Annotated in this window: 20 protein-coding genes; 12 read left to right on the top strand and 8 right to left on the bottom strand. The window is 60.5% G+C overall.

Annotation, left to right across the window (positions count from 1 at the left end; translation table 11 throughout):
• Positions 1-63 precede the first annotated feature (63 nt).
• Positions 64-591: a DUF2059 domain-containing protein gene (locus tag AM218_RS03035; protein ID WP_054411748.1), complete on the bottom strand. Its 528-nt coding sequence runs from the start codon at positions 589-591 to the stop codon at positions 64-66.
• A 73-nt stretch (positions 592-664) separates the two neighbouring features.
• A complete protein-coding gene (locus AM218_RS03030; protein WP_054411746.1) occupies positions 665-1,846 on the bottom strand; it encodes an acyltransferase family protein in 1,182 nt (393 codons plus the stop codon).
• Between the two features lie 113 nt (positions 1,847-1,959).
• Between AM218_RS03030 and AM218_RS03025 the strand changes: the two genes are divergently transcribed.
• Positions 1,960-2,727 carry a hypothetical protein gene (locus tag AM218_RS03025; protein ID WP_157547492.1) on the top strand — a complete coding sequence of 256 codons (768 nt, stop codon included), beginning with the start codon at positions 1,960-1,962 and terminating at the stop codon, positions 2,725-2,727.
• Positions 2,728-2,729: 2 nt separating this feature from the next.
• Here AM218_RS03025 and AM218_RS03020 read toward each other — a convergent pair whose 3' ends face one another.
• Positions 2,730-4,478 carry a glycoside hydrolase family 10-like protein gene (locus AM218_RS03020; protein WP_410471221.1) on the bottom strand — a complete coding sequence of 583 codons (1,749 nt, stop codon included), beginning with the start codon at positions 4,476-4,478 and terminating at the stop codon, positions 2,730-2,732.
• Between the two features lie 241 nt (positions 4,479-4,719).
• Complete coding sequence (locus AM218_RS03015) at positions 4,720-4,959, bottom strand: hypothetical protein (RefSeq protein ID WP_054411741.1); 240 nt, start codon at positions 4,957-4,959, stop codon at positions 4,720-4,722.
• 142 nt (positions 4,960-5,101) lie between these two features.
• On the opposite strand from AM218_RS03015, the gene AM218_RS03010 reads away from it, so the two are divergent.
• The 3 genes from AM218_RS03010 to AM218_RS03000 are packed head-to-tail and all read left to right on the top strand — an operon-like array spanning position 5,102 to position 8,013.
• Complete coding sequence (locus AM218_RS03010) at positions 5,102-5,914, top strand: hypothetical protein (RefSeq protein ID WP_157547491.1); 813 nt, start codon at positions 5,102-5,104, stop codon at positions 5,912-5,914.
• A 54-nt stretch (positions 5,915-5,968) separates the two neighbouring features.
• Positions 5,969-6,823 carry a rhomboid family intramembrane serine protease gene (locus AM218_RS03005; RefSeq protein ID WP_054411737.1) on the top strand — a complete coding sequence of 285 codons (855 nt, stop codon included), beginning with the start codon at positions 5,969-5,971 and terminating at the stop codon, positions 6,821-6,823.
• Positions 6,824-6,882: 59 nt separating this feature from the next.
• The gene (locus tag AM218_RS03000; RefSeq protein ID WP_157547490.1) at positions 6,883-8,013 is read left to right on the top strand and encodes an esterase/lipase family protein; all 1,131 of its coding nucleotides are present in this window, start codon (positions 6,883-6,885) and stop codon (positions 8,011-8,013) included.
• 72 nt (positions 8,014-8,085) lie between these two features.
• On the opposite strand, the gene AM218_RS02995 is transcribed toward AM218_RS03000, so the two are convergent.
• On the bottom strand, positions 8,086-10,512 hold the full coding sequence (locus AM218_RS02995) for a glycoside hydrolase family 31 protein (protein ID WP_231717532.1): 2,427 nt from the start codon (positions 10,510-10,512) through the stop codon (positions 8,086-8,088).
• 179 nt (positions 10,513-10,691) lie between these two features.
• Between AM218_RS02995 and AM218_RS02990 the strand changes: the two genes are divergently transcribed.
• On the top strand, positions 10,692-11,699 hold the full coding sequence (locus AM218_RS02990) for a glycosyltransferase (RefSeq protein ID WP_054411733.1): 1,008 nt from the start codon (positions 10,692-10,694) through the stop codon (positions 11,697-11,699).
• A gap of 88 nt (positions 11,700-11,787) precedes the next feature.
• Positions 11,788-12,252, top strand: coding sequence for a YdeI/OmpD-associated family protein (locus tag AM218_RS02985; protein WP_054411731.1), 465 nt, complete (start codon positions 11,788-11,790; stop codon positions 12,250-12,252).
• A gap of 259 nt (positions 12,253-12,511) precedes the next feature.
• Here the strand turns inward: AM218_RS02985 and AM218_RS02980 are convergent, their stop codons facing one another.
• On the bottom strand, positions 12,512-14,560 hold the full coding sequence (locus AM218_RS02980; protein WP_054411729.1) for an alpha amylase C-terminal domain-containing protein: 2,049 nt from the start codon (positions 14,558-14,560) through the stop codon (positions 12,512-12,514).
• 138 nt (positions 14,561-14,698) lie between these two features.
• On the opposite strand from AM218_RS02980, the gene ggt reads away from it, so the two are divergent.
• Positions 14,699-16,435, top strand: a complete 1,737-nt coding sequence (ggt, locus tag AM218_RS02975) for a gamma-glutamyltransferase (protein WP_082318039.1) — start codon at positions 14,699-14,701, stop codon at positions 16,433-16,435.
• A 269-nt stretch (positions 16,436-16,704) separates the two neighbouring features.
• Here the strand turns inward: ggt and AM218_RS02970 are convergent, their stop codons facing one another.
• Positions 16,705-17,052 (bottom strand): hypothetical protein, encoded by a 348-nt coding sequence (locus tag AM218_RS02970; protein WP_054411727.1) that lies wholly within the window; start codon positions 17,050-17,052, stop codon positions 16,705-16,707.
• A 152-nt stretch (positions 17,053-17,204) separates the two neighbouring features.
• Here AM218_RS02970 and AM218_RS02965 point away from each other — a divergent pair, with 152 nt between their 5' ends.
• The gene (locus AM218_RS02965; protein ID WP_157547489.1) at positions 17,205-20,186 is read left to right on the top strand and encodes a TIM-barrel domain-containing protein; all 2,982 of its coding nucleotides are present in this window, start codon (positions 17,205-17,207) and stop codon (positions 20,184-20,186) included.
• On the opposite strand, the gene AM218_RS02960 is transcribed toward AM218_RS02965, so the two are convergent.
• Positions 20,183-20,917 carry a phosphatase PAP2 family protein gene (locus AM218_RS02960; RefSeq protein ID WP_054411723.1) on the bottom strand — a complete coding sequence of 245 codons (735 nt, stop codon included), beginning with the start codon at positions 20,915-20,917 and terminating at the stop codon, positions 20,183-20,185. The genes AM218_RS02965 and AM218_RS02960 overlap by 4 nt on opposite strands.
• 110 nt (positions 20,918-21,027) lie before the next feature.
• On the opposite strand from AM218_RS02960, the gene AM218_RS02955 reads away from it, so the two are divergent.
• The 4 genes from AM218_RS02955 (at position 21,028) to AM218_RS02940 (ending at position 25,463) form a co-directional block, all read left to right on the top strand.
• Positions 21,028-21,924, top strand: coding sequence for an AraC family transcriptional regulator (locus tag AM218_RS02955; protein ID WP_054411721.1), 897 nt, complete (start codon positions 21,028-21,030; stop codon positions 21,922-21,924).
• Between the two features lie 91 nt (positions 21,925-22,015).
• Positions 22,016-22,432 carry a DUF983 domain-containing protein gene (locus AM218_RS02950; RefSeq protein ID WP_071843680.1) on the top strand — a complete coding sequence of 139 codons (417 nt, stop codon included), beginning with the start codon at positions 22,016-22,018 and terminating at the stop codon, positions 22,430-22,432.
• Between the two features lie 129 nt (positions 22,433-22,561).
• Positions 22,562-24,007: an alpha-amylase family glycosyl hydrolase gene (locus tag AM218_RS02945; RefSeq protein WP_054411719.1), complete on the top strand. Its 1,446-nt coding sequence runs from the start codon at positions 22,562-22,564 to the stop codon at positions 24,005-24,007.
• Positions 24,008-24,116: 109 nt separating this feature from the next.
• Positions 24,117-25,463: an alpha-amylase family glycosyl hydrolase gene (locus AM218_RS02940; RefSeq protein WP_157547488.1), complete on the top strand. Its 1,347-nt coding sequence runs from the start codon at positions 24,117-24,119 to the stop codon at positions 25,461-25,463.
• The last annotated feature ends 16 nt before the right edge of the window (positions 25,464-25,479 follow it).

The raw sequence follows: 25,479 nt of genomic DNA, 5'->3' as shown, positions 1-25,479 counted from the left end.
CCAGCCTAAAAAAAAGGCGCTGCCCCAATGGGGCAGCGCCTTTTCTGTTCCAAGGAAAGCCGGTTATTCCTGCGCTTTCATTTTCTCTTCCAGCATACGCTGCAGCTCCGGCAGGTTTTCCTTCACCCGGCGCTGGCCCAGCTGCATACCCGCCTGCAGCAGCACGTTCTGCTTGCTCACGTATTTCTGTCCCGTTGAGGACTGGTAGAACTTAGTTAATTCGCGCAGCTCTTTTTCCGAGAACTCCCGGGCGTAGAGGTCTACCATTTCGCTTTTCAACGCTGGCCAGCTCATGTATTTGTTCATGAAGGCGCGCATTTCGGGCTCCAGCTTTTTCAGGTTGGGGTTCTGCTCTATCTGCAGGGCCAGCGTCATGTCGATGCTCTGGTTAATGGTTTTTTCCGACTGCATGACTTCCAGCAGCGTTTCGGCGGCTTTGCGCTGCGCGGTGGAAATGGGTGCAGCAGCCGCTACCGCCGGCGCCGAGGCAGCGGTGGTACTTTGAGCCTTTACGGTCGGGGCCGCCAGCAGCAAACCCGCCGCCAGACATACGCCACTCCAACGGGAAATCAGGAAATTGAAGGAATACATACTGAACTCCGGATGATCATGAAGAGATAAGATTACCGCAAGGTCCGGAAAATAACCTGCCCACAAGTACCGGCTAAAGCTTCACAATAATATGACGGCGGTACAGCACCCACAGCACCGCATACCAGATCAGCAGGCAAACCACGGCGCCGGCCAAGGACGCGGCATACGGCGACGCGAAGTACGGCGCGAAAAATTGTGCGTAGAGCCAGTCTTTCATACTGATGGCCCGGCCGGCCGGGCCAGCTACCTGCCATAGGTTGAGCGTGCGCGCCACCAGCGTAGAGCCCACAAATACCAGCAGCGCATTAACGCCTACTACCTGGGCCGGCAAAGCAAAACGCCGCCAGCCCTGCACATCACAAAGCCAGTAAAGCGTAGCCAGCACTGCTACGGCCAAGCCGCCAGTGTACAGCACATAAGAGCTGGTCCACAGGCTTTTGTTGAGCGGAAACCAGTGGCTCCAGATCAAGCCCAGCACTATCAGCAGGCCGGCATCAATCAACAGCCAGACTACTTTCACGGCGGGCTCCAGGCGCGGGCGGCGCAGCCATTCGCCGGTAAGTACGCCCAGCAGGCCGGTGGCAACCGCGGGCAGAGTGCCCAGCAGGCCTTCCGGGTCCCAGGTGCGGCTGAGCTTCCAGAGGTGGTTTTCGGTGAAGATGAGCCGGTCCAGCCACGCGCCCAGGTTGGTGGCGGGCTCCAGGTTAGCCGGCCCAAAACCCGGCACGGGCACTACCTGCAGCAGCAGGGCATAGCCAATGAGTAGCCCAATCACCAGTGCAATCTGCTGGCGGCGGGTGGTGTACAGAAACAGGAAACCGCATATGCCGAAAACAACTCCTATGCGCTGTAGCACACCCGGCAGGCGCACCGTGGCAAACTCAAAATACGGCAGCAGGGCCACCAGAATACCTAGTGCCATAATCAGAGCGGCCCGGCGCAGCACCCGCCGCATGGCCGTGCGGCGGCGGGCGGCCTCGTGGCGGCTGCTATCCAAGGCATATACCGCCGACACGCCTACAATAAACAGGAAGAAGGGAAATACCAGGTCGGCCAGGGTGCAGCCGTTCCACTCGGCGTGGGCCAGCGGCGCGTAGATGTGGCCCCAGTCGCCGGGGTGGTTTACCAGCAGCATTACCAGCACCGTAATGCCACGGAATACATCCAGGGAGATAAGGCGACCGGGTTGAGAAGCCTCCGCTAACGGCTGCACGCCGGTGGTGGCTAAAGCGGCTTGGGTGGTGCTTTGCATGAGAAGCTGACTACTGCGGGAGTGGGAAAATATTGGGTAAATTAGTCATGCTGCGCTTGCCGCCGGGAATTACCTGCTTTATATCCTGGGCGATTTTCTTCTACCGCTTCGTTATGTCAGCCAGTCGCCACCGTTTCCGATTTGCAGGAGCCCTTTTCCTGTGGGTGGGCGTTATCAGCTGTCAATCTAAGCAGCAGGCGCCTGACTTCCCGTTTCCTGAAAATCCCAGCGTATCGGATGCCGCGGGCCACCCCCGGGACACGCTTACGGATTACTTTCACTTACCCGATTATATCAGTAAAGAGCCCCATGTGGAGGCTGGGGTAGCTACGCAAATTCAGAATGACTTCCGGCACCTGGGTAGCGAGCTGTATTACTTTGGCGCGCCGGTACTGTCTAATTACCCGCTTCCCAAACCGGTTTTTCGGGCTTTGCGCCATAGCGCTTCTGAGCCAGTGCAGCTCTTCACCTTTCAGGTAGATGAGAAAGGGCCTTTTCTGCTGGTGCAGGCGCTCAATCATCACTCCAATCTGGGCGGGCCTCAGGCTACGCCCCCGCCTCCCCCAGTGCTTATCCAGATAGCGGCACCCCTGCTGTCTCCTACCGAGCAGGCCGAAAAGAAGTGGCTTCAACGCCCCCCAACCGTTGAGTACACCTGCCGGTATGACCTCAGTAAAAGCCAGTGGTATAACATGACTAGCCAGTTTCCGGAAACTTACTCCCCGTACTACATCAGCCCCAGTGCCTTTGAGGGGTTTGGCGGCAACCGGTGGCTTTTTGAAACCAGCACACCCCGGAGCTATAGTCTGTACTACTACCGGGCCGATTCTCCCAGCTATTTAATAAGGTGGCTGGAAGCCCACGGCTATCCGGAGCAGTAGCTTTACCCGCCAAATATCCGCCCAAACAGGCCTGGGCGGCGTTTGTGCTTGATTTTGACTTTGGTTTTAGAAGCCGTAGACGATGGGCGGCTGCCGATAGTGGACCGGGAAGGCGCGGGGCGGGCCGGCGGCCGGGCCGTTACGGGCGGCGTGGCCGCAGGAGCCGACTCGGGCAGCGTAGCGGGCACGGCAACCGGAGCCGCCGGGGTTTCGGCCACCAAAACTTCCGGCTCCGTTTTCAGGGTAGTCACGCGAATGGGGGCGCTTTCATTGTGCAGCCGGTCTACGGCCGTCACATAGTAGGCATACTCCTGGCCGGGGCGGGCGGTGGTATCCTGCCACACCAGGGGCTTATCGGGGCGGCGGGGCAGCAGTTTGAGGATGCGGCGCGGGTCGTCGGGGCCGGGCGTTTCGCCTTCGGCGAAGCGGTACACCACAAAGTAGCGGGCCTCGTCGCCATCGGCGGCTTGGGAGCCGGCTTGCCAGCGCAGGGTAACGGGGCCGCCGGCGCGGGTGAGCATCAGGTTCTGAGCCGGGCGCGGCGGCACGGCATCCATCCAGGGCATGGTGGGAATGAGGGCCGGGTAGCGGAACAAGTTCAGGCGCAGGGAATCCGTGGTGTGCAGCGGGTTGGCCATGATGGACTTGGCCGAGAAAAACACGCTGCCGCTCACATCAGTGGGGAAAGAGCGGTTGAGACGCACCTGCCGGGGCAGCTCGCGCGGGTTGCGCCAGGTGGTATCGGAGCGGGTGCTTTCCAGCATGCGGTAGGCGCCCTGCCCAATGTAGAGGTGCCGGTCGTAGTGGTTGCGCGACCACCACTCCAGAATAGTGGCGTAGGGCACCAGCCGGAAATTGCTGCTCCAGTAGAGCTGCGGCACTATGTAGTCTACCCAGCCCTGCTGCAGCCACAGGCGGGTATCGGCATACAGATTAGCGTAGCTGGGCTGCCCGGCGCGGGTGTCGGAGCCTTCGGGGTGGCCGGATTTGTTCATCCAGACGCCAAAAGGCGAGACGCCAAACTTCACCCAGCGCTTGGTGCTGCGAATGGAGTCGTGCACCTGCTGAATAAGCAGGTTCACGTTCTGGCGGCGCCAGTCGGCCAGCTTCAGGTTATCGGGGTTGTAGCGGGCAAAGGCGGCTTCATCGTGAATGGCCTGGCCGGGCTCGGGGTACGGGTAGAAGTAGTCATCAAAGTGCACCCCATCAATATCATAGCGGCGCACTACGTCCAGAATAACCTGGGTAATGTAGTTGCGCACTTCCGGCAGGCCGGGGTTGTAGAGCAGCTTGCCGGAGTAGCGGATAAACCACTCCGGGTGCTGCCGGAACTGGTGGTTGGGCGCCAGGCGGCGCGTGACGGAATCCAGGGAAGCGCGGTAGGGATTAAACCAGGCATGAAACTCCATGCCCCGGTCGTGGGCTTCATCAATCAGGAAAGGCAGGGGGTCGTAGGCGGGGCTGGGGGCGCGGCCCTGCTGGCCGGTGAGCCACTTGCTCCAGGGCTCCAGCTCCGATTTATAAAAGGCATCGGAGGCGGGGCGTATCTGCACAAACACGGCGTTGATACCGGCCCGCTGCTCGGCGTTCAGCATGCGCTGGTACTCGCGGCGCTGCTGGTCGGCGGTGAGGGTGCGGGAACTGGGCCAGTCTATATTCTCTACTGAGGCAATCCAGACGCCGCGCAGCTCCCGCTTGGGCGGCATGCCCTGCGCCTCTGCCCGCTGGCAACAGGCAGTGAGTCCCCACACCAACATCCAACTAAACAGAACAACACGACCAACAGTAGAGAATCCAAGCATCAGCACCAAACGAGTAAGATGCCTCGAAATTACGCAGCCTGAGTTGCTTTACCGGAAAAATTTACACCCAAATGTGCCTGGATTGGCTCTAAAAACAACTTTATCCGGCCATGATTATAAAACAAAACAGCCCCAGACCACGCTAGGCCTGAGGCTGTTATCCTATATAAATTACAAAGCGGCCGGGGGGTTAGTCGCCTACTCCGCGGCGCGTGAGGTCGTTGTGTGGCTGCGGGTCGTCGCCGCCTTCCATGCCGTTGGTTTGGTCTGAGTTGCCGTAGCCGCCCCGGATGCCTTCCCCATCTCCCATGTCTTCCTGGGTGCTGGTGGGCTGGGGTTGCCCTTCAGTGGGCTGCTTGGTGTTGGGCTTGGCCGATTCCGCTGACTTTTCGGGCTGGGTGCTGTCGGTGGGCTGTGGGTTATTTTGCATACGGGTATACTATTTAGGGTATTTAGAAGGATGCGAGGCCTGCGTATTTCCGGCTATACGCGGCCTGCGCCGGGTGGTTGAGCCCAGGTTTCCCTGTATCTTGCTGCTTTATCATTTTATTCATTCGCTATTCTTTGCCCCGATGTCAACTTCCAGTACTGCTGGTTCTGATTTCCTGACCCAGAAAACTACCGAAGAGCTTTTATTTCTGATTCGCAACCCCAGCTTATACCACGAGACCTTAGTAACCGCCGCCCAGCACGAGCTGCGCCAACGGGGGGTAAATCCTCGCCAGGCTATTGCTGATACCCAGGACGCCCAGATGGAATGGGATACGGATTCTGGCTCGCGCATTAACTGGGCCGCCGTCCTGACTATTCTGCTCTTTGTGGGCGGCGCGGTGCTGTACTGGTGGCATATGCCGGCAAAGCGTACTTCCGAGGATGGCAAATCCGGCCCGGCCGTTCTGGAAACCGTGGCCTCGCGCCCCATTCCCAACTTTACGGCCCAAACGGAGGCCAGCGTGCAGCGCATGCTGCAGCTGCTGCCGGCCGCAGCCCGCCGCGACGAAAAGGCCACGCGCAAGTACCTGATTCTGGCGCAGCGCTTCTGGACTGCGCAGCATCAATCAGCCTATTTAACCAAAGAAGCAACGGCCGGCCGCATCGATTCCAACTTCCCCAGCCAAGTTGATTTAACCTATCAGGAGTGGCGCAAGCTCACCAGCGTGCTGGTGTATAACCACAACCTGAAGCCCATTATGCAAGCCCGCGTGGACATTATGCAGGACATTGCCCAGCGCGAAATGACGGCCCTTACCCTGATGCGCGGCAACTACCAGCTGGGCAACCCGCCCCTGAACGAGCAGATACGAATAGCCCTGGCCTCCGTGCCCCAGCTGCTGACGGAGTTGCAGGGCAAAACCACTACCCTGCACATGACGCTGGGCAAATAACCCGGCCACCCCGGTAAACTCAACCTTCGGTAAGCCACGCTGTTCTATACATCTATGCTGCCCGCCGAAGACCCGCTCACCGATTTTGCCCACCTCAGTGATGCTGAATTGCTGTACCTGGCGCAGCATGCCCGGCGCTATCCGCCGGAGCTGGGCCACGGGGCTTTGCAGGAGCTGCAGCGGCGCGGCCTGGTTCCGTCCGAGCTGCCACAGCAGTCCCATACTCCCAGAGCTTCTCATCAGCAGGAAGAGCCAGTACAGCCTTCCTGGTGGGCGCAGGCCAGCCGGGTGTTCCGGCCCGGCGGCAGCTATTTCATCACGCCCCTGTTGCTGTGGCTGAATCTGGCGGTTTTTGGATGGATGGTAGCGCAGGGAACCAACGTGCTGCACCCGGCCGGCCCCGACCTTATTCGGTGGGGCTCCAACTTTTCCCCGCTTACCCTGCACGGGCAGTGGTGGCGGCTGTTTACGGCCTGCTTTCTGCACGGCGGCCTTACGCACCTGCTTCTCAACAGCTACGCCCTGGTGTTTATTGGGGTGCTGGCCGAGCCGCTGGTGGGCCGCTGGCGGCTGTTGCTGGTGTACTTGCTGAGTGGGGTGGCCGGCAATATGCTTAGCCTGTGGTGGCACACCGGGGGCGTGAACGGCGTAGGAGCCTCCGGCGCTATTTTTGGGTTGTATGGCCTGCTCTTGGCCCTGGTAGCCACGGGCGCCCGGCATCTTACGCGCCCTCAGCGGCTGGCTTTGCTGGTGAATACGCTTTTGGTAACCGCCACCAGCCTGACCTACGGCCTGCAGCAACCCTCCGTAGATAATGCGGCGCACCTGGGCGGCCTGCTGCTGGGGCTGGTAGCCGGGGTGGTGCTGGGTATTTGGAGCAGGCTTTTCCCCGCGCAGCCCACCATCTGAGTGTCCGTAGTGAGGTGCCGGGTATTTCTGGCGTAAATTTGCTTTATACCGTTGCTGCTGTGCCTGATACTCCTCCCCCTTCTCTGCCCCCTGATGACGCCTCCAGCCCCAAGCCACCTTCTCGCTGGCAAAAGCTGGGCGCAGCCGCCCGCAAGGCGGCCGGCTGGCCCGGCAGTGGCCTGAGCTACCTATACCAGACCTCCCTGGCCAACCGGCACTTTACCCTACCGGTGCTCAACGGCGCCTTCGGCGACCAGCTGGCCGCCCGCCACGACCCGCGGACCATTCAAATGAGCTTCCGCCGCCACGGCGCCGATGTACCCGTCTCCCACCTGCACCTTTCCCCCGACCGCCACAAAACCGTGATATTCCTGCACGGGCTGATGGGCGACGAACTCCTCTGGCAAACCGGCGCCGGCGCGGCGCCGCGCTTTGGCCCGCGCCTGCACCGGGAGCTGCCGGTGCACTGCCTGTATGTACGCTTCAACTCCGGCCTGCACATTTCAGAAAACGGACACCTGCTTAGCCAGCTGCTCACGGAGCTGGTAGCCACCTATCCGGAGGCCACGCAGGAGCTGGTGCTGGTGGGGCACAGCATGGGCGGCCTGGTTATTCGCTCTGCAGGGTATTACGGAACACAGGATGCGGCTGCATCCGCCCCGGAGTCTTCTTCAGGAGAAAGCCGGCCGGCTGTTAGCTGGGTAAAGCATTTGAAAACGGTGTTTCTGCTGGGCGTCCCCAATGAGGGCTCCTTTCTGGAGCAGAACAGCTACCTCACCTCCATGGTGCTGCGCAAGATTAACTTGCGCCCCACCCGCTTTGTGAGCGACCTGATAGACCGGCGCAGCAATGGCATCAAAGACCTGCGCTACGCCCGGCTGGTAGACGAAGACTGGCAGCACCCGCACGCCGACCACCTATTGCCCCCGCGCACCCTGGTGCCGCCCCTGCCCGGGGTGCACTACCATATTCTGGTGGGCTCCCTGCTAAAATCCACCGCCTCGGCCCTGGCCCATTACTTCGGCGACGGGCTGGTGGGGGCCGGCAGCGCTATCGGCACCGTTTTCGGCGACCCCGCCCTGCCGCCCGATGTGCAGGTAAGCACGCGCACGTTTGCGCAGCAGCACCACGGCTCCCTGATTTCCAATGAGCAGGTGTACCAGTATCTGAAGGAGAATATCCGGAGTTGAATCTCTGCTTATGAAAAAGGACCCAAACTAGTCAGCATGGGTCCTTTTTTCATAAGCAGAGATTTTAATTTTTTACTTGATAATCAACTCACCAAAGCCTGCCGACACAATAACATGTGGCAGCGTGAGGCCGGCTTCAGTTACGCCCTGTGTGGCTTCTGCGGGCTGGCCATCCACGGTTACCGTGGCGGGCGCGAAGGGCAGGCCGTGCAGCACTACGCTGTAGGTTTCGTAGGTTGGCTCGAAAGGGCCCGCAATTTCCTGCTTCAGGCTGAAGGTGTTATCGTTGCCCTGCACCCGGAAGTGGCGCGTGGTGCTCTGGCCTTTGGCGTAGCCGTAGCCTTCACCGCCGTCCTCGTAGAGCACGCTCAGCTCTTCGCCTTCGGTGTAGTACACGTGCAGTATGAGCTGCTCTACCACTTTCTCGCCCACGTACTGCATGAGGGGGTAGAAAGGAATAACGGCACCGGCGCGCACGAACAGTGGAATCCGGTCCAGGCCGGCGCTGGCCCACACTTCGGCCCCGCCGCCTTTGGGCTCATCGGTCCAGTAGTAGAACCAGTTGCCGCGCGGCAGATACATCCAGCGGCCATCGGCACCGGCCTGCGTGATGGGGCACACCAGCAGGTGGTCGCCCAGCGCAAACTCAGCCATGCGCAGGTACGTGTCGGTATCGTTCTGGTCGAGGAAAGCCAGGGGGCGCAGCATGGGCGTGCCTTCCTGCACGTACTGCCAGAAGGTGGTGTACATGTAGGGCAGCAGGCGGTAACGCAGCTCGATAAACGACTTGGCCAGGTCGCAGAACTCCTGCCCGAACGACCAGGGCTCCTGGTCGCCGTGGTCGCCACTGCTGTGGGTGCGGAAGAACGGGTGGAAGGCCGCCAGTGCTACCCAGCGCACGTACAGCTCGCCATCGGGGGTATCAATAAAGCCGCCTACATCCGAGCCCACAAAGGAGAAGCCGGAAATGCTCAGGCGCTGGCACTGAATGTTGGCCAGCCACAGGTGCTCCCAGGAGGCAATGTTGTCGCCGGTCCAGCCGGAAGAGTAGCGCTGCCCGCCGGCGTAGGTGCTGCGCGTGATGGTGAACGGGCGGTTTGGATAGGAAAAGCGCTTCACGCCCTCGTTGGTGGCGCGGGCCATTTGCATGCCGTACACGTTGTGGGCTTTGCGGTGGGTGCCGGGGTGGCCGTCGTAGTCAAAGCGCACATCGTCCGGGAAAGTGCCTTTCTCGAACACGGCGGGCTCGTTCATATCGTTCCAAACGCCCTTCACGCCGGTTTCCTCAATGAGGCCCTTGAACAGGCCGGCCCACCACTCGCGCACGGTGGGGCGGGTGAAATCGGGGAAGTTGCAGAGGCCGGGCCACACGGAGCCTTTCATCAGGGGGCCGTCGCCGCGGCGGCAGAAGTAGTCCTTTTCCAATGCCTCGGTATACACCGGGTAGTTGGGGTCAATCTTAATGCCGGGGTCGATGATGACAATGGTTTTGAAGCCATCCTCGGCCAGCTCCTTCACCATGCGCTTGGGCTCAGGGAAGTGCGTGGGGCTCCAAGTAAAGCACCGGAAGCCATCCATGTAGTCGATGTCCAGGTAAATAGCGTCGCAGGGAATTTTCCGGTCGCGGAAGCCCTGGGCAATGGCCTTTACGTTGCTCTCGGGGTAGTAGCTCCACTTGCACTGGTGGTAGCCCAGGGCCCACAGCGGGGGCAGCTCGGGCGGGCACGTGAGGCGGGTATACTCCTGGGTTACTTCCATGAGCGTGGGGCCGTAGATGAAGTAGTAGTTCATCTCGCCGCCCATGGCCCAGAAGCTGGTTACATCGGCCCGCTCCGCGGCAAAGTCGAAGAAGGACTTAAAGGAGTTGTCGAAGAAAATGCCGTGGGCAATTTTCTGGTGCAGTTCCAGGTAAAACGGAATGTTCTTGTAGAGTGGGTCGGAGCCTTTTACGTAGCCGTACGTATCAGTGCCCCAGTTCTGGTAGCGCTTGCCGCGCAGGTTCATGTTATCGGGCTTGTCGCCGAGGCCATAGTAGTGCACGCCGCTCTGCACCTGCTTGCTCATCTTCACGATGTCGTTGCCGGTCTCGTAGTCGTACTCCCAGTGGAAGCCTTTCTCGTCGGCCGAAAGCAGACTGCCGGAGCGGTCCAGAATGCGCACCCCGGCGTTTTCCTTGCTGATGGTGCAGATCAGGCGCTCGGTGGTAATGCGGTAGTGGTCGGGTTTTTCCTTGAACTCCAGGAATTCCAGCTCGCGGCGGGGCTGGTCGGCGGGAACGGCGTAGCTGAAATCAGCCTCAAAACGACCTTCCGCCGCGTAGCGGAAGCGCAGAATTTTATCGGTTACCACGTACAGCATCAGCTGCACGCCATTATCACAAGAGAAAAGAAAACCTTCGTCAGTGGTTCGGGATGAAATGACCTTGCCGGGGAAGTGCTCATGCTTCCGCGACACCAGGTCGTTGATCATGTAATTGTTATCCTGAATTGAATCGGCCATGAAGGTGTGGATGCGGGGCAAAAAAATGTCCGGCCGGGCCGGACAGACGAGCTTCGTTTCGCAAGGTAAAAACGATTCATAGGAATTTTGCCTATCATTAATCGTAGATTGCCAAAAAGCCGCTTCCCCGTATATTCAACGGCTTTTTACTTTTCCCCTGCCCCCTCAAACACCCCGCCATGGAAACCCCTAACCTGAAGGTATTACTACTAGGCTGGGATGATATGTACCCTCCGCAGCACCCGGCCCCGGCCCCGTTAGGGCTGGCCCGCGCGCTGGCAGCCCACCACCAGCTTACGGTAATACTGCCCACGCTGCCGGCCTCCTCCGCCCCCATATCCGGCGCAGATGTAACAGTCATCGGCAGCCTGTCGGTGGAGGAATTGCAGTCCGCCGTAGACCAGTCCCGCAGCGCGGTAACGGAAAGATCTGCCTGGAAAACGCCGGCTGCCCCCTATCTGGGCGCCACGCCGGCCGGGGAATCTGCTCCGGCTCCGGCCCTGCAAGCTACCGCCTATTCCGCCGGTCAGCCGGCCACAACTTCCACCGGAACGTCGGCCAGCTCTTTCCTCTCTGCTTCTTTGCTGGATGCCGAGGATAGCGCCGGGGAGCCCGACGCCGCCGAAGCCAATGCGCTGGATGAGGGCCAACCCCTGGAGCAGCCGGTTGCTTATGCCAAGCCTGCCGACACCCGCAGCCTTCTACCGGCCAACGCCGAGCGCACCACGCCACACCATGCGCTGGCCGTACTTAATAATGAGCTGGACCAGGAGGCCAACCTGAATTTCCGGGTGATACAGTATGCCCGCTTTGCCACGCCCGTAGTAGCCGATAAGCCATTTGAGGTGATTTACGCCGCTGAGTGGCCTACCTGGCTGGCCGCCATGGAAATCCGGCAGCGCACCGGCCGGCCGCTGGTGCTGCACGTGCACTCCCTGTGCACCGACCGTAACACCACCGACGACCGGGGCTGGATTCAGGCATTGGAGCGCCTGGCCATCCGCCGCGCCGATTTGGTTATCATGGACTCGGAGGAGATATGCCACCGCGTGCGCCAACTCTATAACATACCTTTGCACCGCACCCACGTGCAGCATGGCGAGGTAAATACGGAAGAAGTAGCCCGCGTTATGCAACACGTGCTGGAAGTGACCCAGCTGAAAGCCAACCGACAGCAGCCGGCTTAATTACCAAGCACTTTTCTTTGGCAATGCGGCACCAGAAATGGCACGCAGATGAATTGCCTGCCGCATCAAATAACTCAGATAGATTCCCTTGACTCCCGAACACACCTTTGACGCCCCCCTGGAGCTGGATGCCGAAACCGGCGGCGTTTTCGTTTTGATTCCCTTCAGCGTAGAAGAAACCTACGGCGTGCGCGGCCTGCTGCCCGTGCAGGCTACTATTGATGGTTTCCCATACCGCGGCAGCCTCTCCCCCATGGGCGACGGCCACCATGCCCTGCTGGTGCAAAAGCAAATCCGCAACGCCATTGGCAAATCTTGGAGCCAGTCGGTGCACGTTACCCTCTCCCGCGACACGGAAGAGCGCACCGTAAACGTACCCGAGGAGCTGGCCATGGCCCTTGACCGCGCCGGCCTGCGCCAGCGCTTCGATGCTCTTTCCTTCACCCACCGCAAAGAGTTTGCCCAGGGCATTGAGCGGGCCAAGAAATCCGAAACCCGCGCCCGCCGCGTGCAGGACGCCCTGGACCGGATTGCCTCCGGCCGCAAGCCGTAATCTTTTTAAACTGTCATCCTGAGCTTGCGAAGGCGAGGAATCTGAGGAAGCCAGTACGGCCATACTCAGATTCCTCGCCTTCGCTCGGAATAACAGTTTCTATTGAAGCTATTCAATATTTCAAACCCTTGTCATCCTGAGCTTGCGAAGGACCTTATCACGGCTAAACGACTAGCGTAACAACGGCTCGTGCAAGCGTGATAAGGTCCTTCGCAAGCTCAGGATGACAGGAGTTTTGAGTAATGCAGGAGTTTCGTTTTTACCCGATGCGCTGCAGCACCAGCGCCGTGCGGTTGGTGACGTACAGGCTGAGCTTGTTTACGCCGTCTTCCTCAAAGGTCTCGTAGGTCAGGCCATCGTCTACGCGCTGGAAGCCGCCGAATTGGGCATCATCGGAGTTGAGAATGATGCGGTAGCGGCCGGCCTGGGGCACGAAGAAACGGTAATCGAACACGCTGCGGTCTACGTGGAAGCTGAAGACGAAGATCAGCCCGGCGCGCTCAAAAATCAGTACCTGGTTGTTGCTGTCGATGTTGAGCTCGTGGGCCGGGCCGGCGGCCAGCAGGCGCCGGTTGCGGGCCGTGGTCACCATGGCTTTATCGAAGGCCAGCAGGTACTGGTATTTCAGCTCGGGGTTGGTAGAGAGGCTCCACTGGCGGCGGGCAAAGTGGAAGCTCCACTCGTTGCCCTGGCGCGGGAAGTCCACCCACTCGGGGTGGCCAAACTCGTTACCGATGAAATTAAGGTAAGCCTCGCCGCCCAGCGCCAGCGTGAGCAGGCGGATGAGCTTGTGCAGGGCCATGCCGCGGGCCACCACCGGGTCGGGGTCGTCCTTGTGCATGTGGGTATAGATGGCGGCGTCAATCAGCCAGTGGGCCAGGGTTTTGTCGCCTACCAGGGCCTGGTCGTGGCTTTCGGCGTAGGCCACGGTTTTCTCACCGGCGCGGCGGTTGGTGAGCACATACCAGAGGTCGTGCAGGTTCCAGTCCTCGTCGCGGGAGTGCTTGAGCAGCTTGATCCAGTAGTCCGGAATACCCATGCCCAGGCGGTAGTCAAAGCCCACGCCGCCTTCGCTGATGGGGCGACACAGGCCGGGCATACCGCTCATGTCTTCGGCAATGAGCAGGGCGCTGCGCTTGCAGTCGTGCACCAGGGTGGTAGCCAGCTGCAGGTACAGGATGGCATCATCATCTACCTCGGGGCCGAAATACTGGTCGTAGTGCCCAAAGCCGACGCCCTCGCCGTGGTGGTGGTAGAGCATGCTAGTCACGCCATCGAAGCGGAAGCCATCGAAATGAAACTCCTCCAGCCAGTAGCGCAGGTTGCTGAGCAGGAACTGCTGCACCTCGGGCCGGCCGTAATTAAACAGCTTGGAGTCCCAGCCGGGATGGTTGCCCCGCTCGCCTTCGTGGAAATACTGCCCGCCGGAACCATCGAAATCCGCCAGCCCTTCGGCCTCATTTTTCACGGCGTGGGAGTGCACCACATCCAGCAGCACGGCAATGCCCCGGTTGTGAGCTTCGTTAATGAGATGCTTCAGCTCCTCGGGGGTGCCAAAGCGGGAAGAAGCGGCAAAGAAATTGGCCACATGGTAGCCGAAGGAGCCGTAGTACGGGTGCTCCATCACGGCCATCAGCTGAATGCAGTTGTACCCCAGGTCCTGAATGCGCGGCAGGATATTTTCGGCGAATTCCAGGTAAGTACCCGTGCGGGCTTCCTCGGTGGCCATGCCCACGTGGCACTCATAAATAAACGGTTCCCGCACAAAATTGGGGATGCGGAATTTCTGATCAGTCCAGGCGAACTGGGTTTCCGGGCGCCACACCTGGGCAGCAAAATCCTTGGATTGCTCGTCCTGCACGGCGCGGCGCAGCGTGGCCGGGAGCCGGTCTTTGCCGCCTTTCTGGGTTACCACGTGCACCTTGTAGCGGCTGCCGTGCGTGAGGCGCTGGTCGTAGTCTTTATCACTGAGAAATACTTCCCACACGCCGTCCTGACTGCGCTGTAATGGCGTGGCCTGCCGGTCCCATTGGTTGAAATCACCTACCAGAAACAGCCCCTGCGCGGCCGGGGCCCACTCCCGGAACCAATAGCCCTTGCGGCGGGGGTCATAGTTGAGGCCGAGCCGCTGGTGCGCGGAGGCGAACTTGGTCAGGGAGCCGTACTGCTGGTTTATTTCCTGCAGGCGCTGCGCCAGACGCTCTAAACGGGCCCGCAGCACGGGCTCGTAGGGGGCCAGCCAGGCATCCTGCTGCACCAAAGGCAGGTGCGGGGTAGAAGGTGCTATATCAGTTGGTTCCGTAATCATGGCAGGTCGGGTTTGGGTCAAAACTACGAGGAGCGGGGGATTATGGTAGTGCTTTCCGAAAAGAGGCCATCTTTTTGTTTCCCCAACTCCGGGGCGGCAGCCTATGTGTAGCGGCTTCACCCCTTATCTTCGCCGGGTATGAAACGATATTTCCTGCCGCTGACTCTGGCGGCTTTCTTTGCCTGCACTACCTCACAGGCACCGGTTATTTCCAAGGTTGCTCCTTCCCTGGCCGCGCCGATTCCCGCCGCTACGCCCGTGGTTACGGCCAAAGCCATGGTGGTATCGGCACACCCGGAGGCTTCCCGTATTGGGGTGGAGATTCTGCAGAAGGGCGGCAATGCCTACGATGCGGCGGTAGCCGTGCAGTTTGCGCTGGCCGTGGCGCTGCCGGCCGCAGGCAACATTGGCGGCGGCGGGTTTCTGCTCTACCGCGGCGCCGATGGCACGGAAGGCGCCCTGGACTTCCGGGAAACGGCCCCGGCGGCCGCGGCCCGGGATATGTACCTGGACGCGCAGGGCAATGTAGTGCCTGACCGCAGCACCCTGGGCCACCTGGCCGTGGGCGTACCGGGTACCGTAGCCGGCATGGTGGAAGTGCACAAAAAGCTGGGCAAGCTGCCCTGGAAAGAGGTAGTGCAGCCGGCCGTAGACCTGGCCGCCAACGGCCTCAAACTAACTGAAAAGGAAGCCGCCGGCCTCAATAGCAACCAGGCCGCTTTCCGTAAATTCAACGCCACCCACTTGCCCGCCTACGTGCGGGAACAGGGCGAGTGGAAAGCCGGCGACCTTATCCGCTACCCGGAGCTGGCGGCCACGCTCACCCGCATCCGCGACCAGGGCCGGGCCGGCTTTTATGAGGGCGAAACGGCCACCCGCATTGTGGCCGAAATGCAGCAGGGCAAAGGACTCATCACCAAAAAAGATTTACTGAGCTACCAGGCCAAATGGCGCACGCCCTTGCACGGGCAGTACCGCGGCCATCAGGTGCTCACCTTCCCGCCGCCCAGCAGCGGTGGCGTGGCATTACTGCAGATGCTGCAGATGCTGGAGCCCTATAATCTGGCCCAGGCTGGCTGGCACTCCCCGCAGGCTGTGCACTGGATAACGGAAGCTGAGCGCCGCGTGTACGCCGACCGCGCCACCTACCTCGGCGACCCGGACTTTGGCCGCGTGCCCGTGCCGCAGCTTTTGGCGGCCAGCTACAATCAGCAGCGCATGGCAACCACCCTGCCCTACCGCGCCACGCCCAGCAAAGATGTAACCGCCGGCGCGGGCCTGCCCGGCTACGAATCGGACCAAACCACGCACTACAGCATTATAGATGCCCAGGGCAACGCCGTAAGCTGCACTACCACGCTCAATGGCGGCTACGGCAGCAATGTAGTGGTGGCGGGCGGCGGCTTCCTGCTGAACAACGAAATGGACGACTTCAGCAGCAAGCCCGGTACGCCCAACGCCTATGGTTTGGTGGGTGGCACGGCCAATGCCATTCAGCCCGGCAAGCGCATGCTTTCTTCCATGACGCCGGCCATCCTGACTCAGAATGGCAAGCTGGAGCTGGTAACCGGCACTCCCGGCGGCAGCACCATCATCACCTCGGTGCTGCAAAGCATCCTGAACGTCATCGACTACGGCATGAACGCCCAGCAGGCCGTGGCTGCCCCGCGCCTGCACCACCAGTGGCTTCCTGACCAGATTGACGTAGAAAACGGTGCCCTGCTGCCCGCCGCGCAGGACACGCTCCGCGCCCGCGGTTACAACCTGAACCCACGTGGCCGCTGGGGTCGTCTGGATATTATTCGGGTGCTGCCCGGCGGCAAGCTGGAAGGCGGCGCCGATCCGCGCGGAGATGACTCCGCACAGGGGTATTAGGGAAGTATCAAGTAGCGCAAAGACCCAAATTTGAAATAACCATTGCCCGTCATGTCGAGCGGAGCCGAGGCATCTCGCTAGTGTGGTATACCATAGCAACGAAGCGGGCGAGATGCGTCGGCTACGCTCAGCATGACAATACTATTACAACAAGAGCACGCGAGATGTCTCGGCTTCGCTTGACATAAAGGTCTGCATTTCCCTAACAGAAAAGGCCACCCTGCTACAGGGTGGCCTTTTCTTGTTAGAGTATTAGAGTATGCCGTTTGTTATCTGGTGGCTGACAATCTCATATTGCCGGCAGCAGCAATAAGCGTTTGACCCAGGTGGCGGAGTTGGTCGCCGAGGTTATTGTGGAGGTGGGCAGCCATGAGGGAGGTTTCCTGGCCCAGGCGCTGTAAGGACTGGCTGAGCTCCAGGGTGTCGCCGTTCTGCAGGTAGCCTTTCAGGCTTTGCAGCTCCGATACCATGGCGTCGCTACTGTTGTTGTTTTGCAGGGTGGCAATCCAGCCATCAATGCTTTCCAGGGCCGCATCGAGGTGGGAGTGCAGGCCATGGTTAATACCATCGGTGAGGGCAATGATAGTGCTTTCGAGGTGTTCGGCGTGGCTTTCCATAGAGATAGGGAGTTGTGGGAATGAAAACTAGGACCCCTCTTTACGCCGGGAAGCAGAAAGCTGTTGTGCTTCGGCCAGCTGGTTCTTTTTAGACCCGTTGGCTTTGCCAGCCCCGGGGCAGTAACTTGCCCGGCTCATTAAGCTTTGTTGCCATGCTCCGTTGCTTACGCCACGCGTTGACTTTGCTGCTGTTGTCGGTTTCTCTTGCGGCGGTGGGCCAGCGGGCAGGCGGCGGCCCACCCACGCAGGACCCATTCGGTAAAAGCGAAATTCCGGGGCGCACCGTGGCGCTGGGCAACTACCAAAGCCACTCGTATGCTGCCGGTATCCTCACTATAAAAAGCACTACAGGTAGCACGTTGCGCGTGCGCCCTTGGGCTGAGGGCGTAGTACGGGTAGAATACTTTCCGGTCGGCCAGCCCGTGCAGGAAATTCACTTGGTGAGTGTGGTGCAGAATGCACAGCTGCCAGCAAACAAGAATAAAGTATTGCCACTCGCCTTTGCCGACCACTTGGAATGGCACCCCTCTTATGAGGGCAGCAGCGCAGATTACGGCATCTTCATTCAAAAAAAACCGCTACGGGTAAGCTTCCGGCAGGGCAGCGAGCTACTAATAGAGGAAGCAGGCGGCGCTTTACAACGGGAAGCTTCTGCGGCCGCTAACCCGGGCGGCATGGGCGTCAGCTTCCGCCTCGCCCCCGACGAACACCTGTATGGCACCGGCTCCCGCGCCCTGCCCCTGGACCGACGTGGCCGAAAGCTCACCCTCTACAACGAGGCGCACTACGGCTACCAGAATGGCGAGCCTACCCTGAACGCCAGCCTACCCTCGGTACTCAGCAGCCGGGGCTACATGCTGTTTTTCGATAACCACACGGCGGGCACCCTGGACCTGGGCGCCACTGAAAAAAACACGCTGGAGTACCGCGGCGAGGGACTTTCCAATCTGGCCTACTTCATAATAGCCGGCGAATCCTATGCCGAAATTCTGAGCCGTTATACCCGGCTTACCGGCCGCCAGCCACTGCCGCCGCGCTGGGCTATGGGCCTTATTCAAAGCCGGTTTGGGTACCAGAGTGAGCAGGAAATGTATCAGGTGGCGGGCCGCATGCGGCGCGAAGGTTTCCCGCTGGATGGCCTGGTGCTGGACCTGTACTGGTTTGGCGGCACCACCCGGCAGGGCGACTTTCAGTGGAAGCAGCCCAACTTTTCTGACCCCAAACGCATGATGCGCCGCCTGGATTCCGCGGGCGTAAAAACCATCCTGATTACGGAGCCCTACATTATGCGCACCTCCCGCAACGATGCCTTGGTGCGCCGCCAGGGCCTGGTGGGGCGCGACAAGAACGGGCAGCCCTACACGGTGGAATCTTTCTGGGCCGGGCCCGCCACGCTACTGGATATGTTCCGGCCCCAGGCCCGCGAGTGGATGTGGAAGCAGTACGACCGGCTGAAGCAGGACGGTGTGGGCGGCTGGTGGAGCGACCTGGGCGAGCCGGAAAACCAGCCCGCCGATATGTTTTATGATGCCGGTCCCACGCGCCGCATTCACAATGCCTACGGGCAGGCCTGGGCCAGCATCATCAGTGAAGGCTATGCCCGGCAATACCCGCAGGAGCGCCTGTTTAACCTGGGCCGCTCGGGCTGGGCGGGCATGCAGCGCCACAGCGTATTTCCGTGGTCTGGCGATGTGAGCCGGTCCTGGGGCGGACTGCAGGCGCAGGTGCCCATTATGTTGAGCATGGGCCTGGGCGGCGTGGGCTACATGCACTCCGATGCCGGTGGCTTTGCCGGCAACACCGCCGACCCCGAACTATACACCCGCTGGCTGCAGATGGCCAGCCTGGGCCCCATTTTGCGCCCCCACGGTTCCGGCGTGCCGCCCGAGCCTTACTGGTATCCGGAGCCCTACAAAAGCGCTGTGCGCGAGTTCACCCACCTGCGCTATGAGTTGCTGCCCTACCTCTACACGCTGGCCTGGGAAAACAGCATGACCGGTACGCCACTGACGAGGCCTATGAATTTCGGGGAAACCCAGCTGCGCAATGAGGCCCTACTGGAAGCCTCCGCCGAAGGTCAAGATTCGGCCCGGGCGCAAAATACCTTAGACGCAGCAACCAGCTGGAGCTGGAGCACCAAGGCCTCCAGCCAGTGGGGCAGCAACCAGCTGCTGGAGCGGCAGCAAAAGCGCTTTGCAACTCAGAACAAACCAGAGTTCACCAACCTCAACGATCAGTATTTTCTGGGCTCCAACCTGCTGGTAGCCCCTGTTGTCCAGCCCGGCCAGCGCCGCCGCAACGTGGTGCTGCCGGCCGGTAACTGGATTGATTTTTACTCTCATGAAACCCTGCCCGGCGGCCAGACTGTGGGCCGGAATGCCCCGCTGGCCCGCATTCCGGTGCTGGTGCGCGCCGGGGCCGTTCTGCCCCTAGCGCCCTATGTAAATACCACCGCCCGCTACCGCACCGATACCCTGCGGGTGCGCTTCTACGCTGATCCTACTGTGAAGACATCCAGCTTTACGATGTATGAAGATGATGGAAAATCGGCGCTGGCGCAACAACAAAACGCATATCAGCTTATTGCTTTTGAAGGCAATGTAACTGCCCGTGGCACCACCCTGCGCGTGGCCGTACGCGGCACCTACCCCGGCGCACCCACCCAGCGTACGGTGGAGCTGCTGATTCCGCGCGTGGCCGCCGCACCGGCAGCCGTACTACTCAACAACAATGCGCAGGCGGCCACCACCTGGCAGTACGATGCCGCCTCGCAAAGCCTGCGCCTGCGCTTTCCATTGGGCACGCAGCCGGTCGTAATTTCTATTCCGGGCCTGCAGCTGGATACTACGCCCGCCACCAACTTAGCGCCTGAGGCAGTATCACTGGAAGCGCCCAACAACCGCACATTCAGCGGCAGCGTACGGCTGCCCTACACGCTGTTTTCAGCGGGGCAATATCCGCTGGTTATCAAAAACGCGGCGGGCGAAATCGTAAAAACATTACCTACAGAAACCTCTGCCGGCTCGCACATCATCACCTGGAACGCTGATGACCAGCAAGGCCAGCCGGTGCCCGGTGGGGTATATTGGGCTGAGATGAACGGGCAGCACCAGCGGCTGGTGCTACTGCGCTAATGGCCGTTCCGCTTGAGGTAATCCCGGCCTTTTTGCCAGTATGCTTCGCCCAGGTGCCACCAGTCGCGCAGCTGCTGAAAGGCAGGTGAAAACAGAATGTGCAGGCCGCCCACCCAGCCCAGGGAGCCTACCCAGCCGGCCAGCACATCGGAAGGATAATGCACACCCAGGTACATGCGCGAAAGGCCCACCCCCAGCGCAAACAGCCCGCCCAGAATCCAGATGGGCCAACGCCAGGGGCTGCGCCACACCAGAAAGCCGATGGCCGCAGCCAGCGCCATAGAGCCCATGGCGTGGCCGCTGGGAAAGCTGTAATAAATACCAGGGTCTGCGGAGTCCCACAAAGCGGGCCGGGGCCGGCCAAATACTGTTTTCACCAGCAGATTCAGCAGAATGGCCCCGCCCGTGGACAGGGCAAAAAACAAGGCATCGGTGCGGCGCCGCCACAGAAACAAGCCCGCCGTTAGTACAAAGCCGGTGGTGAGCATGGGCGGCGGTCCGCCAGCATTGGTTAGCGCCAGGGCTATTTTATCCAAAGTGGGCGTAGCATAGCTGTGGATAAACTCCAGAATAGGTTTGTCGCCGAAAAACCCACCCGATTCCCAGATATCCTCGGCTACTTCCACAAAGATGATCCAAGGACCCACAAAGCTGAACAGCAGCAGGGCCAGCAACACCCAATGCGTGTGCAGGAAACGGCGAAGCAGAAAAAGCAGTTTGGTAAGAATCATGTGCAGCAGGGCGTATTAGTGGTACTGTACTGGCTTTCCGGCAGATTGTTCGTTTCTTTCCGGGCGGCTGATCTGCCTGGCCCCGCCGTAGCGGCTCCTCTCTCCTGCTTATGAAAAATCCCGGCGTCCCGGTTCTGGCCCTTGATTCGTTTCCGCAGCGCCCGGCCCGGCAGGCCTACTACCTGGAGCGCCTGGACCGGCACGTGGCCAACTTTCCCGGAGTCAGCACGCCACACTCCCACAGTTTTTACCTGCTGCTCTACGTTACGGCGGGCCACGGCACCCATACCATTGATCTGGTGACGTATGCGCTTCAGCCGGGCAGTGTGTTTTTTATGACGCCCGGGCAGGTGCATCACTGGCAGCTTTCCCCGGATGCGCAGGGCTACATCATCTTTTTCAGTCCCGACTTCTACCTGTTCCGCTACCCCGGCCACCGGCTTTTTGAATACCCGTTTTTCAACCCGCTGCACCCACCGGTGCTCTATCTTACCAGCGAAGAAAACGAGCTGCGCCGCGTAGTGGAGCTGATGTGGGAGGAAGCCACCACACCCGCCCCGCAGCAGGAAGAAGTGATGCGCTCCTGCCTGCATATTTTCCTGGAGCTGGCGGCCCGGCACTACCCGGAAACCGGGACGGCTGCGCCGGAGGAACACCCGCACGGGCTGCAGCTGCTGCGGGAGTTTGGCCTGCTGATAAACCAGCACCTCAAGGAAAGCCGCACCGTGCAGCATTATGCCGACCAGCTGCACATCAGCCCCAACCACTTGAACGCCCTTTGCCGACGGCACCTGGGCAAAACCGCCAGCAGGCTCATTCAGGAGCGGGTGGTGCTGGAGGCCCGGCGCCTGCTCACACACTCCACCCAAACCGTGGCCCAGATAGCCGATGCGCTGGGTTTTGAAGATGCCTCCTACTTCGGGCGCTATTTCCGCAAGCACACCAACACTACCCCAGAGCAATACCGAAAGGCCGAACAGCAAGCCCAGCCCGCGCGGGAGCATTGATTTGTACCGGACAAACCCGCAAATGCATCTTACCGGCCCCCTTCTATCGTAGTAGCTTTGTATTGTTCCATGCGCTTGCGCACCGCTATTCATGCAGAAGATAGAATCTACGCCCCTGGCCCTACTGGCGCAAAAATGCCCGCGTTGCCATACCGGGCCCTTGTTTAACCATAGCACGCTCCACCTCACTAAATACGCCGATATGCCCGAGGCCTGCCCCGTGTGTGGACTGCGCTACGAGCCGGAGCCCGGGTTCTACTGGGGCGCTATGTTTATCAGCTTTGCTTTCTCCACGGGCATTATGCTGGTCGTAGGCTTTCTAGTGTACCACCTGCTCAACGACCCCGACGTGTGGGTGTACATTTTAGCCGTGGCCGTAGTCACGGTGCTATTGATGCCTTTCTCTTTGCGCTACTCCCGCGCCCTGATGCTATATCTGTTTGGCGGCGTGCACTACGATCCGCACTTTACGCCTACAGGTAGTGCCGGCGCAACCAAGACGCTCTAAGGCTGGTCTGCGTACTGCTTTTACCCCGGCTCTTTGCTACCGAAATAGCATGGGGCTGGGGTAAATTCGTTTTAGGTATTCCGTGGCAGCTCAAACCGGGCTATTGCGTGAAAACTGATAATTTCCCGCATGGTTTCCCTTCGTCTGCCGCTGCTGGTAGGCCTGCTGAGCTTGCTCGCAGCCTGCCAATCATCATCTACTTCTGAAACCGACTGCGCCCCGGCCGCGCCGCCGCAGTATACCATCAAGCACCCCGCCTGGGCCGATTCGGCCAGTATTTACGAGGTGAACATCCGGCAGTACACGCCGGAGGGCACCTTTCGGGCCTTTGAGGCGCACCTACCTCGCCTACAGCAAATGGGCGTAGGTATTCTGTGGCTGATGCCGGTGCAGCCCATTGGCCAACTCAACCGCAAAGGCTCGCTGGGCAGCCAGTATTCCATCCAGGACTATAGGGCCGTCAATCCGGAGTTTGGTACTATGGATGACCTCCGGCACCTGGTGGCCGAAGCCCATAAGCGGGGCATGCACGTTATTCTGGACTGGGTGGCCAACCACACCAGCTGGGACAGCAAGCTGGCAAAAGAGCACCCGGAGTGGTTTACCAAAGGCCCCCAAGGCCAGTTCGTGCCGCCCGTCGCCGACTGGCAGGACGTCATCGACCTGGATTTCTCTAAGCCCGAGCTACGCCGCTACATGACGGAAAGCATGGCCTTCTGGGTTCGCGAAGCCGACCTGGACGGGTTCCGCTGCGACGTGGCCGGCCTGGTACCCATGGATTTCTGGACCAGCACGCGCCAGGTGCTGGAAAAGCAGAAACCCGTGTTTATGCTGGCCGAGTGGGATGAGCTCCACGAGCCGCCCTTCCTGAAAAAAGGCGAGTTCAACCCCAACACCGGCATGCTGGAAAAGGCTTTCGATGCCACCTACGCCCTGCGCATGCGCTACCTGCTCGACAGCATCAGCCGGGGTCAGCAGCCGGTAGCGGCACTGGATAAGTACCTGCAGGTAGAGCGCACCCGCTACCCCGCCAATACCTACCTCATGTACTTCACCACCAGCCACGATATCAACAGCTGGGATGGCACGGAGTATGAGCGGCTGGGCAAAAACGCTCTGCCCCAGGCCGTACTCACGGCCCTGCTGCCGGGCATTCCCATGGTATACAGTGGCCAGGAAGCTGCCCTGAAAAAACGGCTGCGCTTCTTCGATAAGGATACCATTCCGTGGAACGACTTCCCGCTGCAGGATTTCTACACCCGGCTGCTGCAGCTCAAAAAACGCAACCCCGCCTTGCGCAACGGCGATGCGTGCAGCCAGTTCACCCGGCTGGCCTCGCCCGCCAAAACGTATGCTTTTCTGCGGCGCAAGGGCAAAGCCAGCGTACTGACCGCGGTGAACATGGACGCGCAGCCCCATCAGCTAACCATGGCCACGCTGGGGCCGGGCGTGTACCGGGAGGTGTTCAGCGGGCAGGTGCTCCGGCTGGGGTCAGGCTCCCGGGTGCTGGTGCCGGCCTACGGCTACCGTGTGTATGAGCGGCTGCCCGACCCACCCCGTGATGGTTTGTGGTAACGGCTTTCCGCGCCGGCTGCCCTTGCTCAGCCGGCCGTAGTCTGTTCCTTGCCAGCCCTTTTTCCGTACACGGCGGGAGTTTCCTGTGTCACTGTAGCTGTCTTTGTCCGTGTCTGAATCTGCTGCCCACCCCGATGCCCACCGCTTTCAGGTTCGTCACCCGGAATGGGCGGCCCATGCCACCATTTACGAGGTAAACCTGCGCCAATACACCCCGGAAGGTACTTTCCGGGCGTTTGAGGAGCATCTGCCGCGCCTGGCCGCTATGGGCGTCAGTATTGTGTGGCTGATGCCTATTCACCCCATTGGCGAGGTGGGCCGTAAAGGCACGCTGGGTAGCCAGTATGCCGTGCGCGACTATTTTGGGGTGAACCCGGAGTTTGGAACGCTGGACGACTTGCGCCACCTCGTGCAAACGGCCCACAGCCTGGGCCTGTATGTGCTGCTGGATTGGGTGGCCAACCACACCAGCTGGGATAACCTGCTGGTGGAGGAGCACCCTGACTGGTACCAGCGCAATGCCGCCGGCCAGCTCCTGCCGCCCGTGCCCGACTGGACCGATGTGGTGGCGCTGAATTATAAAAGCCGGGAGCTGCGCCGCTACATGACCGATGCCCTACTGTACTGGGTGCGCGAGGCGGATATTGATGGCTACCGCTGCGACGTGGCCGGCCTGGTGCCCACCGACTTCTGGGACGAAGCCCGCCTGGAGCTGGACGAGGTGAAGCCGCTGTTTATGCTGGCCGAGTGGGACGAACTGTACCCCTCCGGCGGCCTGAGCTGGGAAGACTTCAACAGCGACACCAAGCTGCTGGAAAATGCCTTCAACATGACCTTCGGCCTGCGCCTGCACTACCTGCTGGACCACATTGCCGAAGACAAGCAGGCCCTCAGCGACATTGATATTTACCTGGCCGCCGAGCGGGCCAAATACCCACCCTCGGTGTACCTGATGCACTTCACCAGCAACCATGACGTGAATACCTGGGACGGCACCGAGTATGAGCGGCTGGGCCCATTGGCACTGGCCTTTGCCGTGCTCACGGTGCTGGTGCCCGGCATGCCGCTGGTATACTCCGGCCAGGAAGCCGCCCTGAACAAGCGCCTGGCCTTCTTCGATAAAGACCACATCGACTGGCGGGATTTCCCGCTGCAGGATTTCTACACCCGCCTGCTCCAGCTCAAGCGCCGCCACCCCGCCCTGCGCAACGGCGACACGACCAGCCAGTTTCAGCACCTGGAAAGCGCCCCGGAAGTGTATGCCTTTATCCGGCAGAAAGGCCCGGCCGCCGTGCTCACCGTTATCAACCGGGCGGCAGCCGACCGAGCAGTGGCCCTGCCCACCGCTGCAGAAGGCACCTGGACGGATATTTTCCGGGACGAGAGGGTTCTGCTTCAGCCTAACGAAAAGCTGACGGTGCCCGCGCACGGTTGGCGGGTGCTGGCGCGCGAGTAAGCTTACCTAGGGCCCA

It is taken from the genome of Hymenobacter sp. DG25A (assembly GCF_001280305.1).
Taxonomy (GTDB): domain Bacteria; phylum Bacteroidota; class Bacteroidia; order Cytophagales; family Hymenobacteraceae; genus Hymenobacter.
The sequence above is the reverse complement of the archived record's forward strand: the minus strand, read 5'-3'. Positions and strand labels throughout refer to the sequence as shown.

Coding starts and splice junctions, on each gene's coding strand:
- AM218_RS03035 (WP_054411748.1), bottom strand. CDS start 591: ATGTATTCCTTCAATTTCCTGATTTCCCGTTGGAGTGGCGTATGTCTG.
- AM218_RS03030 (WP_054411746.1), bottom strand. CDS start 1,846: ATGCAAAGCACCACCCAAGCCGCTTTAGCCACCACCGGCGTGCAGCCG.
- AM218_RS03025 (WP_157547492.1), top strand. CDS start 1,960: ATGTCAGCCAGTCGCCACCGTTTCCGATTTGCAGGAGCCCTTTTCCTG.
- AM218_RS03015 (WP_054411741.1), bottom strand. CDS start 4,959: ATGCAAAATAACCCACAGCCCACCGACAGCACCCAGCCCGAAAAGTCA.
- AM218_RS03010 (WP_157547491.1), top strand. CDS start 5,102: ATGTCAACTTCCAGTACTGCTGGTTCTGATTTCCTGACCCAGAAAACT.
- AM218_RS03005 (WP_054411737.1), top strand. CDS start 5,969: ATGCTGCCCGCCGAAGACCCGCTCACCGATTTTGCCCACCTCAGTGAT.
- AM218_RS02995 (WP_231717532.1), bottom strand. CDS start 10,512: ATGGCCGATTCAATTCAGGATAACAATTACATGATCAACGACCTGGTG.
- AM218_RS02990 (WP_054411733.1), top strand. CDS start 10,692: ATGGAAACCCCTAACCTGAAGGTATTACTACTAGGCTGGGATGATATG.
- AM218_RS02980 (WP_054411729.1), bottom strand. CDS start 14,560: ATGATTACGGAACCAACTGATATAGCACCTTCTACCCCGCACCTGCCT.
- ggt (WP_082318039.1), top strand. CDS start 14,699: ATGAAACGATATTTCCTGCCGCTGACTCTGGCGGCTTTCTTTGCCTGC.
- AM218_RS02970 (WP_054411727.1), bottom strand. CDS start 17,052: ATGGAAAGCCACGCCGAACACCTCGAAAGCACTATCATTGCCCTCACC.
- AM218_RS02965 (WP_157547489.1), top strand. CDS start 17,205: ATGCTCCGTTGCTTACGCCACGCGTTGACTTTGCTGCTGTTGTCGGTT.
- AM218_RS02960 (WP_054411723.1), bottom strand. CDS start 20,917: ATGATTCTTACCAAACTGCTTTTTCTGCTTCGCCGTTTCCTGCACACG.
- AM218_RS02955 (WP_054411721.1), top strand. CDS start 21,028: ATGAAAAATCCCGGCGTCCCGGTTCTGGCCCTTGATTCGTTTCCGCAG.
- AM218_RS02950 (WP_071843680.1), top strand. CDS start 22,016: ATGCAGAAGATAGAATCTACGCCCCTGGCCCTACTGGCGCAAAAATGC.
- AM218_RS02945 (WP_054411719.1), top strand. CDS start 22,562: ATGGTTTCCCTTCGTCTGCCGCTGCTGGTAGGCCTGCTGAGCTTGCTC.